Annotated in this window: 16 protein-coding genes; 7 read left to right on the plus strand and 9 right to left on the minus strand. The window is 71.4% G+C overall.

The window, feature by feature from the left end:
* The first annotated feature begins 148 nt into the window (after nucleotides 1-148).
* Nucleotides 149-1534, plus strand: a complete 1386-nt coding sequence (locus tag PV396_RS32125) for a DEAD/DEAH box helicase (RefSeq protein ID WP_319210606.1) — start codon at nucleotides 149-151, stop codon at nucleotides 1532-1534.
* A 90-nt stretch (nucleotides 1535-1624) separates the two neighbouring features.
* On the opposite strand, the gene PV396_RS32130 is transcribed toward PV396_RS32125, so the two are convergent.
* From PV396_RS32130 to PV396_RS32160, 7 genes are all read right to left on the minus strand, one after another.
* Nucleotides 1625-2497 carry an SDR family oxidoreductase gene (locus PV396_RS32130; RefSeq protein WP_319210608.1) on the minus strand — a complete coding sequence of 291 codons (873 nt, stop codon included), beginning with the start codon at nucleotides 2495-2497 and terminating at the stop codon, nucleotides 1625-1627.
* 145 nt (nucleotides 2498-2642) lie between these two features.
* A complete protein-coding gene (locus PV396_RS32135; RefSeq protein WP_319210609.1) occupies nucleotides 2643-3215 on the minus strand; it encodes a hypothetical protein in 573 nt (190 codons plus the stop codon).
* Nucleotides 3216-3240: 25 nt separating this feature from the next.
* Nucleotides 3241-4164: an STM4011 family radical SAM protein gene (locus tag PV396_RS32140; RefSeq protein WP_319210611.1), complete on the minus strand. Its 924-nt coding sequence runs from the start codon at nucleotides 4162-4164 to the stop codon at nucleotides 3241-3243.
* A gap of 10 nt (nucleotides 4165-4174) precedes the next feature.
* Nucleotides 4175-5536, minus strand: a complete 1362-nt coding sequence (locus PV396_RS32145) for an STM4012 family radical SAM protein (RefSeq protein ID WP_319210613.1) — start codon at nucleotides 5534-5536, stop codon at nucleotides 4175-4177.
* On the minus strand, nucleotides 5533-6339 hold the full coding sequence (locus PV396_RS32150) for an STM4013/SEN3800 family hydrolase (RefSeq protein ID WP_319210655.1): 807 nt from the start codon (nucleotides 6337-6339) through the stop codon (nucleotides 5533-5535). Before PV396_RS32150 ends, PV396_RS32145 begins: the two co-directional genes overlap by 4 nt.
* Before the next feature lie 31 nt (nucleotides 6340-6370).
* Entirely contained in the window at nucleotides 6371-7561 is a 1191-nt protein-coding gene (locus PV396_RS32155; protein ID WP_319210615.1) for an STM4014 family protein, read from the minus strand.
* A gap of 60 nt (nucleotides 7562-7621) precedes the next feature.
* Nucleotides 7622-8590: an STM4015 family protein gene (locus PV396_RS32160; RefSeq protein WP_319210617.1), complete on the minus strand. Its 969-nt coding sequence runs from the start codon at nucleotides 8588-8590 to the stop codon at nucleotides 7622-7624.
* 246 nt (nucleotides 8591-8836) lie between these two features.
* Here PV396_RS32160 and PV396_RS32165 point away from each other — a divergent pair, with 246 nt between their 5' ends.
* Entirely contained in the window at nucleotides 8837-9163 is a 327-nt protein-coding gene (locus tag PV396_RS32165; protein ID WP_319210619.1) for a hypothetical protein, read from the plus strand.
* A gap of 84 nt (nucleotides 9164-9247) precedes the next feature.
* Nucleotides 9248-10276: a DUF6745 domain-containing protein gene (locus tag PV396_RS32170; protein WP_319210621.1), complete on the plus strand. Its 1029-nt coding sequence runs from the start codon at nucleotides 9248-9250 to the stop codon at nucleotides 10274-10276.
* Nucleotides 10277-10551: 275 nt separating this feature from the next.
* Here the strand turns inward: PV396_RS32170 and PV396_RS32175 are convergent, their stop codons facing one another.
* Entirely contained in the window at nucleotides 10552-11394 is an 843-nt protein-coding gene (locus PV396_RS32175; RefSeq protein ID WP_319210623.1) for a PaaX family transcriptional regulator C-terminal domain-containing protein, read from the minus strand.
* Between the two features lie 339 nt (nucleotides 11395-11733).
* Between PV396_RS32175 and PV396_RS32180 the strand changes: the two genes are divergently transcribed.
* From PV396_RS32180 to PV396_RS32195, 4 genes are read left to right on the plus strand one after another with little or no spacing between them, the layout of a single operon-like run.
* Complete coding sequence (locus PV396_RS32180) at nucleotides 11734-12711, plus strand: ABC transporter substrate-binding protein (protein ID WP_319210625.1); 978 nt, start codon at nucleotides 11734-11736, stop codon at nucleotides 12709-12711.
* Nucleotides 12708-13571 (plus strand): ABC transporter permease, encoded by an 864-nt coding sequence (locus PV396_RS32185; RefSeq protein WP_319210627.1) that lies wholly within the window; start codon nucleotides 12708-12710, stop codon nucleotides 13569-13571. Before PV396_RS32180 ends, PV396_RS32185 begins: the two co-directional genes overlap by 4 nt.
* The gene (locus PV396_RS32190; RefSeq protein WP_319210629.1) at nucleotides 13568-14350 is read left to right on the plus strand and encodes an ABC transporter permease; all 783 of its coding nucleotides are present in this window, start codon (nucleotides 13568-13570) and stop codon (nucleotides 14348-14350) included. Before PV396_RS32185 ends, PV396_RS32190 begins: the two co-directional genes overlap by 4 nt.
* Before the next feature lie 13 nt (nucleotides 14351-14363).
* Complete coding sequence (locus tag PV396_RS32195; RefSeq protein WP_319210631.1) at nucleotides 14364-15197, plus strand: ABC transporter ATP-binding protein; 834 nt, start codon at nucleotides 14364-14366, stop codon at nucleotides 15195-15197.
* Between the two features lie 54 nt (nucleotides 15198-15251).
* Here the strand turns inward: PV396_RS32195 and PV396_RS32200 are convergent, their stop codons facing one another.
* Nucleotides 15252-16268 carry a Dyp-type peroxidase gene (locus PV396_RS32200; RefSeq protein WP_319210633.1) on the minus strand — a complete coding sequence of 339 codons (1017 nt, stop codon included), beginning with the start codon at nucleotides 16266-16268 and terminating at the stop codon, nucleotides 15252-15254.
* Nucleotides 16269-16480: the final 212 nt, after the last annotated feature.

Genomic DNA, 16480 nt, shown 5'->3' on the forward strand with positions numbered 1-16480 from the left:
TAGAGGAATACGAACGCATTCAGTACTCGGGCAGCTGAATGCCGGTTGCCCCGCTGATAAAATGGGCTCACGCTTCGACACCGCCGGGGCCCGTACCGAGGGGTACGGGCCCCGGCGCATTGCGGGCGTCAGACCAGAAAGGCTCCTCATGAACGCCGAACCGTCGGCCCGCACAGTGCCGCAGGGCGAGCTCACCACCCCGGGGAAGGTGTCCCCGGGCCTGCCGCCGGCCGCGTCCTTCGGCGAGCTCGGACTGCCCTCGGGGCTCATGGAGACCTTGTCGGGCCTCGGGGTGACGGAGCCCTTCCCCATCCAGGCGGCGACCCTGCCCAACGCGCTGGCCGGCCGCGATGTGCTGGGCCGTGCGCGCACCGGCTCCGGCAAGACACTCGCCTTCGGGCTGGCGCTGCTCGCCCGGACAGCGGGACGGCGCGCCGACTCCAAGCGGCCCCTCGCGCTGGTGCTGGTGCCGACCCGGGAACTCGCGCAGCAGGTCGGCGACGCGCTGAGCCCGTACGCGCGGGCACTGGACGTACGGCTGACGACGGTGGTCGGCGGGCTGTCGATCAACCGGCAGCAGGCGGAGTTGCGGGCCGGCGTCGAGGTGGTCATCGCCACCCCGGGACGGCTGACCGACCTGGTGTCGCGGCGGGACTGCGTCCTGAACCACGTGCGGATCACGGTGCTGGACGAGGCGGACCAGATGTGCGACCTGGGGTTCCTGCCGCAGGTGTCGGACCTCATGGACCAGGTCCCCGTAGACGGACAGCGGCTGCTGTTCTCGGCGACGCTCGACCGCAACGTGGACCAACTGGTACGCGACCATCTGCACGACCCGGTGCTCGCCACGGTCGACCGGCTGGCGGGCTCGGTCACCACGATGGAACACCACGTCCTGAACATCCACGCCGCCGACAAGTACGCGACCGCCACCGAGATCGCGGCACGGGACGGCCGGGTGCTGATGTTCCTGGACACCAAGACCGGCGTGGACCAGTTCACCCGCCATCTGCGGGCCAGCGGGGTACGGGCCGGCGCCCTGCACAGCGGGAAGTCACAGCCCCAACGCACGCACACGCTCGGCCAGTTCAAGGACGGCGAGATCACCGTGCTGGTGGCCACCAACGTCGCCGCGCGGGGTATCCACATCGACGCGCTCGACCTCGTCGTCAACGTCGACCCGCCGGCCGACGCCAAGGACTACCTGCACCGCGGTGGGCGTACGGCCCGTGCGGGGGAGTCCGGCAAGGTGGTCACCCTGGTCACGCCCAACCAGCGGCGCGACGTCAACCGGATGATGACCGAGGCCGGGATCCGGCCCACGGTCGCGCAGGTACGCTCCGGCGAGCAGAAGCTGACCGCCATCACCGGCGCGAAGCGCCCGCCGACCGAGACGAAGACCATCACCGGCAACGCCCCCTTCCGGGGCATCGGCACCCGCCCGGGCCGCCCCGCGAAGGAGTCCCGCAAGGCCGCCGAGGCCCGCAAGACCGCGGAAGCGCGTGCCGCCGCCCGGGTCCGCAAGGGCCGCTGAGGCCGCGCCGCGTCGATCCCAGGCAGGCCCGCGGACAGCATCACCGCCCCGCCTCCGAGGCGATGCCGTCGACCGTGACGCAGCCGATGCTCAAGAAGCGGCGGTCGCGCGAATGACGTCCGCCAGCGGGGTGGCGGGGTGGCCGGTGAGGAAGGGCACCGCGTCGCTGACACCGTCCAGCTGACCGGCCGCGATGGCCGTGTACGTGGACACCCAGGCGTCGAGCTGCCAGGGCGGCGCGCCGTAGGAGGCGCGTGAGGCGTAGGCCTCCTCGACCGTCTCGGGCCGGTACGTGATGTCGCGGCCGAGCACCTCGGACACGATGCGGGCGGCGTCGTCCAGGGTCAGGGTCTCCGGGCCGGTGAGGTCGTACACGGCGCCGGTGTGGTCGCCCGGACGGGCCAGGATCGCGGCCGCCGCGTCGGCGATGTCGTCCTGGGAGACGAACGCGGCCCGCCCCTGCCCGGCCGGACCACGGATGACACCGTCCTCGCCGGCCAACTGGGGGACGAAGTCCGCGTAGATGTTGTCGCGCAGGAACGTGTACGCCATCCCGCTGGTGCGGATGTGTTCCTCGGTGTGGAAGTGGTCGCGGGCCAGCGTGAAGGTCGCATAGGGCGCCGCGCCGAAGAAGGACACGTACACCAGGTGCTCGACACCCGCCTCGGCCGCGCTGTCCACGAAGGCCTTGTGCCGGTCGAGCCGGTCGGCGCTCTCGGAGGCGGACACCATGAACACGGTCTTCGCGCCGCGGAGTCCCCGGACGACGGTCTCACGGTCGCCGAACTCGCCGCGGATCGCCGTGGCGCCGGGCAGCTCGGGCGCCCGGTCGGGGTCGCGCACCAGCAGCCGCTGGGCGACGCCCCGCCGGGCCAGGCGTCGGGCGACGCGTCCGCCTAGGTTTCCCGTGGCTCCGGTGACCACGACCGGGGGAGTGGACGATTCGGTGGGCAGTTCGGTCATGGCTGGCATCACTTCCGGTCGGGTCGGGGTGAGCGGCTCGGGCGGCGGAGCGCGCCGGGTGTATTGAAACCGGCGCGGATCCGCAGGACGGGCACGCGGGTACCGCTGGGCGCGTCGCGCGGTGACGGCGACCGAGCGCCGGTCGTCAGAGGGCGAACGCCTCGGTCAGGCGCACGTCGTAGCCGTCCTCCTCCATGAGGACGACGGTGACGCCGAAGGGGGAGGGGTGGTCGATCTCGAGCGGGATGAAGGAGTAGTCGACGGCGGCCCGCACCGGGGGGATCAGTTCGCCGCCCGGCTGCGCCTCGGGCGCGGGCAGCCACTGCGGTACGACCCCGTTCGGACCCTCGGCGGAGTCGCCGGCGGTCTGCTCGGCGTACGGGAAGCGGTGCAGGGTGTGGCCGTCCTTCGTGGCATGCACCATGTTCAGGCACGGCGCCGGGTCGGCGGCCGGGAGCTCACAGACGGCGGCGACGTCCCGCGTCTCCCAGGCGAGAACGACCTCGTCGGCCCCGGCCGCCGCGGCGATGTTCGACAGCTGGGCGATGCCGGTGAGCGCGTCCTTGCCGGTCTCGACGGGACGCAGCCGGATCAGGCCGACCAGTTCACCGCGGACCAGCGGCATGATGACCGGGCGGGGCACCGCCCCTTCGCCCAGGCCGGCGGTGTACGCGTTCTTCATCGAGGCGGCCAGTGCGTCCCAGGTCTGCGTGTCCACGAACTTCCTCTCACCAACTGCACCTTCACGACTCGGGCGACCCTGTCACGCCGGCCGCCGTCGGCGCCAACCCGGACGGCACCAGTGGCAGGAGCGGCCGGTCGGGAAGCGGACGCGGCACCCGCTCCAGGACGCCGCCCGCGAACACGTCGTACAGGGGCAGCGTCTCCAGGTGCACGTAGCCGATGTGGCAGTCGCACACGTCCAGGGGACATGGCCGTGGGCGCAGCGCGGCGCGGTAGGAGCCGTCGTACAGATTGCCGAGTTCAGCGGGGACGAAATGACAGCGGCGGACCGTCCCCTCACCGTCCACCGAGAGCACCGACTCACCCGTGCGGCACGGCAGACCCGCCGAGCGGTGCGGATGGCGGCTGTACGGGAAGAGCGGGTCCAGCGCGCTCCACTCACCGGCCTGCTCGTCCGTACAGGTGTGTCCCTCGGCCGCGTTCACCCACAGATAGACATGGTCCGGCAGCTCGGCGCGCAGCCGTCGCGCGTCCTCCAGATGCTCCGGTACGCCGACGATGCCCACGCTGAAGCGGATCCCGAGGGCGGACAGCTCGTGCGTCCTGGCCAGGAACCGTTCGTAGGGCGTCTGACCGGGATGGTAGGTGCACCACAGGGCGACCGTGTCGCGGTCCGCGTCCGCCAGCCAGCCGGTGCGGCAGCTCAGGTTGGTCTGGATGGCGACCCGGCGGATGTGCGGCTGATGGGAGAGCTCCACGAGCGCGCGCCGGTACCAGGAGCGGACCAGTCCCTCGCCCCACGGGGTGAACAGCACCGACAGCCTGTCCTCCCGCTGCTCGCCCGCCCACGTCGTGAACCGCTCGAGTGCCGCGCGGTCGGCGCGCAGTTGCGCCGTGGTGTCGCGGCGCTTCGCGAACGGGCAGTAGGGGCAGTCGTAGTCGCAGGAGGAGAGCGGTCCGCGGTAGAGCAGTGTCAGATCCACCCGTGGCCTCTCACTTCGTCTCGTAGGCGGCCATGGCCTCGCGCACGGCCGGTGAGAAGAACTCGGGGCCGATGGCGTCGGAGTGGGCCAGCCCCTCGGGGGACAGCCGCAGCCGCTCTGCCGGGTCGCCGTCGAGCCAGCCACGGGCGGCGAGGGTGTCCAGCTCGGCGGGGAAGTCGTCGCCGGGCCGGGCACCGAACCGCAGGCGGTACTCCGCGACGGACAGTCCCTCCGCCTGGAGCAGCGACTGCAGCACATGCCGCCGCCGTGCCTCGTCCTCGTCGACCCAGCGCCCGTGCAGCGCGCGGGAGAAGTCCTCGGTGGCGGTGTAGTCGTCGATGATGCCGCGTATCTCCCGCATGGAGACGGCGTAGTCGAAGGAGTAGTGCAGCCGGGAGGTGTACGAGCGGGCGCCGCAGCCCAGGCCGATCATTCCGTCGGTCTGGCAGGCGTAGTCGTCCGGTCCCTGCGGTGGCGCGTCCGAGCGCCGGAACATGCGCATCGACACCTGCTCGTAGCCGTGGGAGAGCAGGTGGTCGCGGCCCTCCCGGTAGCGGCGCAGTCGTTGTTCGTCCCACTCCCGGTCGGCCGCCAGGGGGTCGGTGTGGCGGCCGAGGCCGGTGAGCGGGCGGATGTAGAGGGGGTAGAGGTAGATCTCCTCGGGGCGCCAGGCGAGGGCCGCGTCCAGGGAGTAACGCCAACTGGCCGCCGTCTGGCCGTCGATGCCGTAGATGAGGTCGATGTTGAGTACGGGCACGCCGGCCTCCCGGATACGGGCCAGCGCCGCCTCGACATCGGACCTGTGCTGTGGGCGTACGGCGGCCCGCGCCTCCTCCTCGACGAAGCTCTGCACGCCGAGGCTGAGGCGGGTGGCGCCCCGCTCGGCCAGCACCGCCAGCCGGTCGGCGGTGGCCGTGGCCGGCGACGCCTCCACGGACAGCGGGACGGCCCGCAGGTCCACGCCCATCTCCCGCTCGGCGATGTCGCACAGCCGCTCCAGCTCCGCGGCCTCCAGAAAGGTCGGAGTGCCGCCACCGAACGCGGCGTTGGCGAACCTCGGAGGCTCCTCGTCGCCCAGCGCCTCGCGGACGGCGGCGGCCTGGCGCCGCAGGGCGTCCAGGTAACGTCCCGTCAGGCCGTCCGGCGCGCCGATCCGGGTGAACAGGTTGCAGAAGCCGCAGCGGACCTCGCAGAACGGGATGTGCAGGTACAGCGACAGCGCCTGCCGGGACTCCCCGGCCCACAGATCCGCGAGCCGGGGCCCAGGTGTGAGCGGCCGGTAGGCGGTCTTGTGGGGGTACGCGTACGTATAGCTCTGATAGGGCCGCGGCAGGTGGACAGCGGGGTCCGCCGAGGTGAGGGTCGTGCTCATACGGACGGCTCCAGGAAGAAGTGGCCGTAGGGCACGGTCCACACGGATTCATGGCCGAGGCGGTGACCGGTGTGGCCGTCGTCCCCGTAGGCGGTGCCGTGGTCGGAGCAGACGATGGCGAAGCAGCGGCGACGGGAACTCATCGCCGCGAACAGCCGCCCGACGTGACGGTCTATGTACTCCAGCGCGGCGGCGTGGGTGAGCCGGCTGTCGCCCGCCTCGCGGGTCGCACCGGGAAGGTGGAACCAGTTCGGCTGGTGCAGCGCGGAGGCGTTCAGGAAGAGGAACAGCCGCTGTTCGGGCGGCAGTTCGGCCACCGTCCGCTCGGCGCGAGCGACCTGCGCCTCGAAGGAGGTCGGGGAGGCCACCGAGAACTCCGGCTCCCAGTGGCTCTCCTGGAAGAAGCCGGGCAGTACGCCACCCAGGGCGCCCTGCTTGTTGAAGAAGCCGACGCCGCCGATGCAGACCGTGCGGTAGCCGTGCGCGGCCAGACCGGACACCAGGTCCGGGGTGTCGAAGACGTACGTGCCGTCCGCTGTCGTCTCGCTGCCCGCGAACCGGGCCGCGAACAGGCGCGGATGCGGCCCCGGCGCCGCCGGGGTGGGCAGGAAGCCCGCGAACATCGCCTGGTGGGAGGCGTAGGTGAAGCTCCCCGGGGCGTGCCGCTTCTCCCAGGTGCCGCCCGGCAGGTGCGCGGTCAGGTTGGGCAGCCTTCCGGCCGCGGCGAGTTCGACGGCCACATCGTGGCGGAGGGTGTCCAGGGTGAGGAGGAGCAGGTCGTCGCGGCCCACCACCTGGTTCATGTCCGGCCCGGCGGCCGGGGCGGGAAAGGGCTCAGACGGTGGCATGCAGATCCTTCGGCAACTCGGGTGGTGCGGGTGCGGGTGCGGTGGGCCGTGGGGACGGCCCCCAGGTGTCCGGGAGGCGCCCGGGCAGGAAGGAGGTGGCCGCCGCGACCTGCGCGGCGTACGTGTCCAGGCCCTCCGCCCCGCTGCCCGGGAGGCCGGTGAGGCGGGGGAGCAGGTCACCGAAGGCGTTGACCTCGCCGACGGCGAAGCGGCGCCAGCCGATGGCGGGCAGCAGATCGACCCCGACGCACAGGGTGCCCGGGAAGCAGGCGGCGGCCCGCTCACTCGTTTCGAGGGCCGCCGCCCAACGGTCACCGGCCAGCGCCCGTACGGCCGCCAGGTCACCGCGTGCCCCGCCCAGATGAAGGTTCGTCAGCGGGGAACGGCTCGTGCGGACCACGGCGTGGGTGGCCCGGCCGCCCACGACCACGACCCGCAGATCCGCCGACCGGCCGCCGAGTGAGGCCTTCGGCAGCCACCGCTCGATGTGCAGCCCGTCCGGGGCGAGCGTGTCGACGATCGCGGCGATCTCCCTCTCCTCGGTGTAACGGCGCACCCGCAGTGAGTTGTGGAGCCGGCCCTCTTCGGCCCGCTCCACGGACGTGGTCGCGCGAATACGGCCCGAGCCGGTCGTCTCGACCGCCAGCACACCGGACGCGGAGGAACCGTGCGCGAGCTTGACGAAGACCCGCCGCAGGCCCGCCTCCTCCATGAGACGTCGTACGTCCGTCCAGTCCCGCACGGGCGGTACGCCTCCGGAGGTCGGGGAAGGCGGCACCGGCACGCCCGCCCGGAGGAGCCGGTCGTGACACAGCCGTTTGTCGAACATCACCGCCAGCTCCGCCGGGTCGTCGAGCCGTCTCCCACCGCGCAACGAGGCCACGCACTCCAGGAAGCGGCCGTACCAGCGCGCGGACCCCTCCACCCGCGTCGGATCGTCCACCCCGCGCAACAGGGCGTCCACCCGCGGGTCCTCCCCCGGAGAGTCGAGACGTACCAGCTCGTCGGCGGCGAAGTCGTGCCCGCCCTCCCGCAGTACTGCACGCCATTCGACCACGCGAGGCGTGCCGTGACCTGCTGCCTCGGCCGCCGCGACGAACAGGCCCACGCGGCGGTTGTCCCCGTTGGCGACCACCGCCCACCTCGGCGAGGCGCCTCCGCCCCCGGTGCACCGCATGCCGCTCACCCTCACCTTCCCCCTGACTGCCTCGGTCTGCCTCGTACGGACGCCGACGTGCTACTCGCCCACGGCGACGAAACGCCAGACGGTGCCGTCGTCGTCCTCGTCGTCATCGGCGTCGTCGCGATCGGTGTCGACCTCCACACCGGTCGGCTCCAGCGTCTCCAGCAGCCGGGTGCACAGCGCCTGGCTGACGTAGTGGTGATGCAGGTCGAGCTTCTTCAGATGGGTCAACGGCTGACCGGTCAGCAGCGCCGTCGCACCCTCGTCGGTGAGCACGCCCATCGAGACGTCCAGCACCTCCAGCCGGGCCACCACCGGGGCGGAGGCGAGCGCCGTACAGATGGCGTCCTGGATCTCGCTGTTGCGCAGCGCGAGACGGGTCAGGCTCGGCAGTCTGGTGCCCGCGAGGATCGGCTCCAGGTCGGCCACGTCGGCGTCGCCCCCGTACTCGGACGTGCCCAGCCACAGGTCGAGTTCGACGAGGGCGGGCAGATCGCTGGCCGCGATGGCGCGCACCACCGCGGCGGGCATGCCGCCGGTCTCCACCGTCAGGCTGCGCAGCCGCTCGTGACGGAACGCGGACAGCACCAGCTCGTTGCCCCCGCGGACCCCGAACTCCTCCAGGTCGGGGAAGGCCTCCAGGAGGGGAGTGACGTCGCCCTGGTTGATCCAGGAGATCTCGCACTCCTCCGACAGGATGTCGGCCAGGAACAGACCGCGCAGGGCGGGCAGTCGGTCGCGGGCCGCCAGCAGTGCCCCGATCACGGCGTCGGGCCCGGTGTCGTACGCGTCGCTCCACGCGCCGACGATCAGTGCGCGGACCCGCTCGGTGTCGACGGCCTTCAGGAAGCGGGCGAAGGCATCCTCCCACTCCTCCTCGGACTCGTAGGAGTCCACGGCGATCCGCCAGGCGACGGACTCGGGCGACGGGAAGGCGGACACGTCCGCCGAAGTGTCACCGGCATCGGGAAACGTGAAGGCCGGCAGGCCGTGGAACTCCCCGAGGTGGCTACCGAGTGTCATACGTGCCTGCTCCCTGATGCTGAGGCCGGTGGATCGGCGGTGGTGTTGCCGGGCCCGGCGCGCGCCGATCGCGTCCGGGTAGAGGAGTTCTACCAAGCCCCACTGACAACGCCGCGAACGGGGGCCTCCCGGGCCACCGGCCCGCCCGGCCCCGGCGGGCCGTGACCGGCCGTCAGGACCGATTGTCAGTGCCCGCCTCTACGGTCGTTCCATGGCACACGACGTGCCACGACGGGAGGGAGACCCATGTACCGGCAAGGAGACGTTCTGATCGTGGCGCTGGCCGAGGAGGCGGTGCCGGAGTACGCGATCGACGCGGCGTCGGAGCCGCGTGACGGCCGCGGCAGACTCGTTCTGGCACTCGGCGAAGTCACCGGCCACGCCCACGCGGTGGCCGGTCCGGGACGGCTGATCCGCGAGGCCGGCGTGTTCGGGCCGATGCTGCTGCACGTACCCGAGGGAGCGCGTGTCGTGCACGAGGAGCATGCGGCGATCACGATCCCGAAGGGCTGGTACCGGGTGATCCGGCAGCGGGAGTACGTGCCGGGTTCGGTGCGCGTCGTCGCGGACTGACACCACCCGTCCCCACGGCGAGGCAGGAGACGGGTGGCACGGGGATGCGGCCCGGCACAACACAGCACTTGGAGAGGAACGGCGTTGACGGATCAGGGCAGTTGGCGGGCGGCGGCGGCAGCGACGGGACCGGGGGAGCGGGCGGCGGCCGAGGAGGGCGTCCGACTCGCCTACCGGCTGGCGGGACTGCCGGAACCCGAGCGCATCGTCTGGGCGCGCTCGCCCCGCGAGGCGGTACGGATACTCATGACGGCGACGCTGCCGGACGGTTCGCCACTGGGTGCCCTCGGCGGAGGGGTCCGCGAGGCCGTGCTGGGCGCGCCCTGGGCCGCCGAACGCGAGCGACTGCACGCCCGGTTGGGACCGGAGCGGTGGAGCGGGCACTGGCGGGCCACGGGCGCGAGCCTGTGGGAGTCGACCCGCACCCTGGTCGACCGGGTCCGGGCGGGAATCGTCGAGGAACTCGCCGCCGACCGCAAGGAGGAGACACAGGTCCGCCTGCTTCTTCTGGACGCCGCGCTGGGTCAGCACGACGCCGCCTGGCTGTGCGCGTTCGCATCCGGCGACGACAGCCCCCTGGCCGGCCTGGCCGCCGTGGCGCGCGACGCCGGCTGGTGGTGGCCCTACGAGCAGACGGCGATCATCAGCGAACGCCCCCTGACCCTGCACCGCGACGAAGCGGGCCGTCTGGACCGCGGCGACGGGCCGGCGCTCGGCTACGCGGACGGATTCGAGCTGTACGCCTGGCGTGGCATGCCCGTTCCCCGGGACTTCCTGGACGAGCTGACCACGCTGACCCCGGAGCGGATCCGCGACGAGGAGAACGCCGAACTCCGCCGGGTGATGCTGGAGTACTACGGCTACGACCGCTACCTGGAGGAGTCCGGCGCGAAACCCGTCCACCGTGACGAGACGGGCGTGCTGTGGCGCGTCGAACTCGCCGGTGACGAGGACGTGGTGATGGTCGAGGTCGTCAACTCCACCCCGGAACCGGACGGCACGAGCCGCACCTACTGGCTGCGGGTGCCGCCCACAACCCGTACGGCCCGCGAGGGAGTGGCCTGGACGTTCGGAATCGGCGCGGAGGTGTACGAGCCGCTGCGGCAGACGTGACCGGTCGGGCCCGCCGATGCCGGGCCCGGTCCGCCGCCGTGCCGGACGGCGCCGCCTGCTCCGGCCGAGCGGCGCCGAGGAGCCGGCGGGAGCCTCGGACCTCGGTGCGGACGAGGGCGTCGACACGGACGCCGACGTGGACACCGTCCGAGGGGGACGCGGTCGCAGCAAAACCGTCGGCGCGGACGCAAGCCCACCGCCACGCCACCGCCGTCCCACCGCCGGCCGGCAGCCTTGGCCGGCGATGCATCAGCACCTGGCCCCTCCGGCGCGCGTCAGGGCTGTGCCGCCAGGAGTTCGGTGACCATCCGGTGGGCGGGGGCCTCGGTCTCCTGGGCGACGCGGTGGAAGGTCTCCTGGGCCGCGCGGGCCGGCCAGTCGGGGGGCAGATGGCGGGCCGGCAGCCGTGGGTCCGTGCGGATCGTGTCCAGCCATTCGCTGATCACGTGCAGTCGGACGCCGAGCGGGTCGCCGGCGTCGACGCCCGGCCAGGCGCTCCAGCGCTTGTCGAAGTCGGCGTAGCGGGCGCCGACGCCGCCGAGATCCCAGGTGTCACGGATCATCAGGCCGATGTCGGTGGCGTCGTCGGCCGTCGCGTGAAAGATCTTGACGTGGGCGGCCAGGCCCAGCTCGGAGACGAGTGAGGAGGCGTCGACGTCACCGGGCGCGATCCACAGCCCGCTGTACAGGGCGCCGAAGCCCGACCAGGTGAGCCGGGAGCGCAGATCGTGCCGCTGGCGCTGCCAGGATTCGGGCAGCGAGAAGCCGAGCAGCGTCCAGGTGCCGTCCCAGTCGTCGTTGACGGCGCCGGTCTGCCACAGGCGCCGCTTGCCGTCCAGGAGGATCTCCTCCGTCTGCGCGGTCAGCCCGAAGTGCATCCTGCGCCCCTGGCGCTGACGCTGGAGCAGACCCCGGTTGACCATGCGGGTGAGGGTGGAGCGGACGGCGTGTTCCCCCACCCCGGCGCGGGCGAGGACATCGATGATGCTGCCCGAGTACACATGCCCGAGCCCCTCCTCCAGGACGTAACTGCCGAAGAAGGCGAACAGGAGCGACTGCGGGCGCAGCTGTGGTCCGGCGGAGGTCTCCCCGGCGGGCTGTGGGTTCTCGTCGTGCACGTCGGAAAGGGTACGGCCGCCCGGCCGGTCACCGGCGCCAGGGGGGACGGGCCAGGTCACGGGGTTGTCGGGCCGACGAGGCCGATGATTCTCACGCTGAGCTGCATGGACGGGAACTCCCTTTTGTCCGGGCCCTATTGGGCCGTGGCCGGGCTCGTCGAAGTTCTCGGAGCCGGTCTTGTCCGGAGTGCTGACAGCGCGAACCTAGGCGTGTACATTGCGGCCGTCAATAAAGTGCACAACATTCGGTTCGCGGGTCCGCACGACTCGTTCCGTCCACGGCGTTCCGTCACCTCGGGGCGTTCACCCATTCAGCGTTGCTTCCGTCAGGAGAGGCCCATGCAAAGGCGCGTTCTCGGGCTTGCCGCAGTAGTGATCACGGTCGTCGGCGTGGCCGGATGCGGGTCCTCGGACCCGGCAGAAAGCGGTTCGACGTCCTCGAAGGGCGACAAGACCACGCAGGTCAAGGTCGGCATCGTCCCCATCGTCGACGTAGCCCCGCTCTATCTGGGCCAGAAGAAGGGGTTCTTCAGCAGCAGAGGCATCCAGCTGGAGATGGTGAGTGCCCAGGGCGGCGCGGCGATCATCCCCGGTGTGGTGAGTGACCAGTTCCAGTTCGGGTTCAGCAACACCACCTCGCTGATGATCGCCCAGGTCAAGGGCGTACCGATCAAGTCCGTGGTCAACGGCTCGGCTTCCACGGGCAAGGTCGGGGCGGACGTCTCCGGTGTGGCCGTCAAGAAGGACAGCTCGATCAAGTCGGCCAAGGACCTCGCCGGGCACACGGTCGCTGTCAACACGCTGCAGAACATCGGGTCCACCACGGTGCGTGAGTCGGTGCGGCTGGCCGGCGGCGACCCGTCCAAGGTCAAGTTCGTCGAGATGCCGTTCGACCAGATGCCGGCCGCACTGGAGGGCGGACGGGTGGACGCCGCCTGGATGGGCGAGCCCGCGCTGACGATCGCCAAGGCGCAGGGCGCCCGCTTGGTGGCCTCGCCGTTCGCCGAGACGGACCCCAAGCTCACCCTCGCGACGTACTTCACCTCCACCAAGCTCACGAAGCAGAACCCCGACCTGGTGAAGAAGTTCGCCGCGGCCGTGGGCGAGTCGCTGCAGTACGCCAACGACCACCCGGACGAGGCACGCCAGATCCTCACCACCTACACGAAGATCGGCGGCGACGTCCTCAACAAGCTCGCGCTGCCCAGCTGGCCTACGGACGTCGACATGGCCTCGCTGCAGAAGCTGGCCTCGCTCGGTGAGGCGGACGGCCTCTTCGACGGCAAGAAGCCCGACCTGAACGCCCTGTTCTCATGACCCGCTCCGCTGTCACCACCGAGGTGACCCGCCCCGCCGAAACCGTCACCGGGCCCGGCGGGGCCCCCGCCCGGCGGCTCCCGGAGGGGGCCGTCACCCCGCTGCGCGGACTGGCCGGAATCGCCGGGCTCGTCGCCGTACTCCAAGTCCTGCCGCACACCGGCCTGGTGTCGGCCGACTATCTGCCACCGGCCTCGGAGACCTTCCGCGCGCTGTGGCAACTGCTCGTCGAACAGACCTTCTGGACCGCGCTCGGCGACACCCTCACCGGCTGGGGCCTCGGCCTGGCCATCTCCGTCGCGGCCGGCGTGGCCACCGGACTGGTCATCGGCGCCGTACCCGTCCTGCGCGCGGTGACCGCCTCCACCATCGAGTTCCTGCGCCCCATCCCGTCGGTCGCCCTGATCCCCGTCGCCGTCCTGCTCTACGGCGCCGACCTCAGGTCGAAGCTGCTGCTCGTGGTGTACGCCTCCTTCTGGCAGGTCCTCGTACAGGTCCTGGCCGGCATCCAGGATGTCGACCCGGTCGCGGACGACACCGCCCGCAGCTACCGGCTCGGCACCTGGGGACGGCTGCGCCACGTCATGTGGCCCACCGCCCTGCCGTACGTGATGACGGGCGTACGGCTGGCCGCCACCGTCGCGCTCATCCTCGCCGTCACCACCGAACTCGTCATCGGCGCACCCGGACTCGGCCATGAGATCGCCGTCGCCCAGACGTCCGGAGCCGTGCCGCAGGTCTACGCCCTCGTCCTGGTCACCGGCCTGCTCGGCGTCGCCGTCAACCTCGTGGCACGCGCGGTCGAGCGACGGGCACTGCACTGGCACCAGTCCGTACGCACAGAGGTGGCTGCCTCATGACCGTCCTCACCGTCCTGCGACGCGTCCTGCTGGTCCTGGGCCTGCCCGCCGTCCTGTTCGCCGTGTGGTGGTTCGCCACCGCCGACAGCACCGACTTCTACGTCCCGCCGCTGTCCACCATCCTGGAAGCCTTCGGGAAGGTCTGGACGGGAGAGCGACTGATGTCCGACGTCGTCCCGAGTCTGCTGCGCCTGACCGCCGGCTATCTCCTCGCGGTGGTGGTCGGAGTGGGCCTCGGCCTGCTGGTCGGGATGCGGCGCGCCGTCCGGGACGTCCTCGAACCCGTCCTCGAACTCTTCCGGGCCATCCCACCGCCCGTACTCGTGCCGGTGATCATGCTGTTCGCGGGCATCGGCGACACCATGAAGGTCATCGTCATCGTCAGCGGCTGCGTATGGCCGATCCTGCTCAACACCGTCGAGGGCGTACGCGCCGTCGACGAGGTGCTCAGCGACACCTGCCGCTCCTACGGCATCACCGGCACGGCCCGGCTGCGGCATCTGGTGCTGCGCGCGGCGAGCCCGCAGATCGTCACCGGCATGCGCCAGTCGCTGTCGATCGGGATCATCCTCATGGTCATCAGCGAGATGTTCGCCGCCAGCAACGGCCTGGGCTTCACGATCGTGCAGTTCCAGCGCTCGTTCGCCATCCCCGAGATGTGGAGCGGGGTCCTGCTGCTCGGCATCCTCGGCTTCCTCCTCTCCCTGCTCTTCCGGTTCGCCGAGAACCGGGTCCTGGCCTGGTACCACGGCCTGCGCCGCGCCCAGCGCAACCCCTGAAACGGAGCCGTCGATGCTCGACGTACGCAACCTGCAGAAGATCTACACCGGACGGAACCGCAGCGTCGAAGCCGTACGGAACCTGACGTTCCAGCTCGCCGCCGGTGAACTCGTCTGCCTGGTCGGCCCCTCCGGATGCGGCAAGACCACGCTGCTGAAGTGCATGGCGGGTCTGCTCACCCCCACCGCCGGCGAAGTGCTCCTGGACGGACGCCCGGTCGACGGACCCCCGCCCGGAATGGCCGTCGTCTTCCAGGAGTACGGCCGCTCGCTGTTCGCCTGGATGAACGTCCGCGACAACGTCGCCCTGCCCCTGCGCAACAAGAAGCTCGGCAAGGCCAGGACACAGGAACTCGTGGACCACGCGCTGGAGGTGGTCGGCCTGGCCGACGCCCACCAGGCCTACCCCTGGCAGCTGTCGGGCGGTATGCAGCAGCGCGTCGCCATCGCCCGGGCCGTCGCCTTCGAACCGAAGGTGCTGCTCATGGACGAGCCCTTCGCGGCCGTCGACGCGCAGACCCGCGCCGAACTCGAGGACCTCATCCGCCGCCTGTGGCGCGAACTCGGCGTCACCGTCCTGTTCGTCACCCACGACATCGAGGAGGCGGTCTACCTCGGTCAGCGCACCATCATCCTGTCCAAGTCGCCGACCGTCGTACAGGAGGACCTCACCATCGACCTCCCCGACGAACGCGACCAGTTGCACACCCGCTCCAGCCCCCGCTTCGCCGAACTGCGGGCCCACGTCTACGAACAGATCCAACGGGCGAAACACCCGAGCGGCGAAACGGACGCGCCGGTCGCCGACCGCGTACCCGAGCCCACACTGCAGAAGACCGAACACTGAGCGTCTGCCCCATCCACCCCGCCGCCCGTCGGCAGAACTGAAGCCGCCCGGGGGCTACTTGTGGGGCGTGGCCGGGGCGGTGTCGGCGCCGTCGGTCGCCCGGACGCCGACCTCCGGTCCCGGGGCGGGCGGCGGATCGTCGAGGAAGTCCGTGGTGGGTACGTGGAACAGGGTGCCGGTGACCGCCGTGGAGAAGTCGAGCAAACGGTCGTGGCTGCCCGGCGGATCGCCGATGAACATGTTCTCCAGCATTTGCTCGATGACCGACGGCGTACTGGCGTAGCCGATGAAGTAGGTGCCGAACTCACCGCGCCCTGGCGCCCCGAAGGGCATGTTGCTGCGCAGGATCTGCCGTTCGGTGCCGTCCGGGTCGGTGATCGTGGTGAGGGCGACGTGCGAGTCGGCGGGCTTGACGTCGTCGGGCAGTTCGATGTCGGAGAGCTTGTGGCGGCCGACCGCCCGTTCCTGTGCCTCGACGGGCAGGGCGTTCCAGGCCGGCAGGTCGTGCAGGTACTTCTGCACGATGACGTAGCTGCCGCCGGTGAACTCCGGGTCCTGGTGGGGGTCGGAGTCGCCGATGACGGCGGCGGTGATCGCGGCGGGTCCGGTCGGGTTCTCGGTGCCGTCGACGAAACCGAGCAGGTCGCGTTCGTCGAAGTACTTGAACCCGGCCACCTCGTCGCGAACGGTGACGGCGCCGCGCAGCCGGTCCATCAGCTGGGTGGTCAGCTCGAAACACAGGTCCGTCTGCCGGGCCTTGATGTGGAAGAGGAGGTCCCCCGGGGTGGCGGGCGCGGTGTGCCGGGCCCCGGCCACTTCGCGGAACGGGTGCAGCTCGGCGGGCCTGGGACCACTGAACAGCCGGTCCCAGGCGTCGGAGCCGATACCGGTGACGCAGGTCAGCTCCCCTTCCGGGATTCGGAAGCCCACGGACCGCACCAGCCCCGAGAGGTCGCTCAGCAACTCCCGTACGACCGGCTCCCCGCCGGGATCGACGGTCACCACCAGGAAGACGGCGGAGCTGGTGAGGGGGCTCAGCACTGCCTGCGGGAAGGGTTGGGGCTCGGGCACGGTCTTCCCCGATCTTTCGGCGGATTCCTCGGCGAACACGGAGGCGCACGCGGAGGCCGGACCTGATCAGCCTCTCACCGGAACCGCTCGCTGCGCGGGGCCGTCATCGAAGATCCGCACGAAGAGCCACCCGGGCCACCCGCGCCGGGCCACCCGCGCTGCGGCGCGCCACCCGCGCCGCGCCGCGCCGCGCCACCCGGGCCATCCGGGCC

It is taken from the genome of Streptomyces sp. ME02-8801-2C, assembly GCF_033793965.1.
Classification (GTDB): domain Bacteria; phylum Actinomycetota; class Actinomycetes; order Streptomycetales; family Streptomycetaceae; genus Streptomyces.

Coding starts and splice junctions, on each gene's coding strand:
- PV396_RS32145 (WP_319210613.1), bottom strand. CDS start 5,536: ATGAGCACGACCCTCACCTCGGCGGACCCCGCTGTCCACCTGCCGCGG.
- PV396_RS32185 (WP_319210627.1), top strand. CDS start 12,708: ATGACCCGCTCCGCTGTCACCACCGAGGTGACCCGCCCCGCCGAAACC.
- PV396_RS32165 (WP_319210619.1), top strand. CDS start 8,837: ATGTACCGGCAAGGAGACGTTCTGATCGTGGCGCTGGCCGAGGAGGCG.
- PV396_RS32150 (WP_319210655.1), bottom strand. CDS start 6,339: ATGAACCAGGTGGTGGGCCGCGACGACCTGCTCCTCCTCACCCTGGAC.
- PV396_RS32190 (WP_319210629.1), top strand. CDS start 13,568: ATGACCGTCCTCACCGTCCTGCGACGCGTCCTGCTGGTCCTGGGCCTG.
- PV396_RS32155 (WP_319210615.1), bottom strand. CDS start 7,561: ATGCGGTGCACCGGGGGCGGAGGCGCCTCGCCGAGGTGGGCGGTGGTC.
- PV396_RS32160 (WP_319210617.1), bottom strand. CDS start 8,590: ATGACACTCGGTAGCCACCTCGGGGAGTTCCACGGCCTGCCGGCCTTC.
- PV396_RS32125 (WP_319210606.1), top strand. CDS start 149: ATGAACGCCGAACCGTCGGCCCGCACAGTGCCGCAGGGCGAGCTCACC.
- PV396_RS32195 (WP_319210631.1), top strand. CDS start 14,364: ATGCTCGACGTACGCAACCTGCAGAAGATCTACACCGGACGGAACCGC.
- PV396_RS32130 (WP_319210608.1), bottom strand. CDS start 2,497: ATGACCGAACTGCCCACCGAATCGTCCACTCCCCCGGTCGTGGTCACC.
- PV396_RS32180 (WP_319210625.1), top strand. CDS start 11,734: ATGCAAAGGCGCGTTCTCGGGCTTGCCGCAGTAGTGATCACGGTCGTC.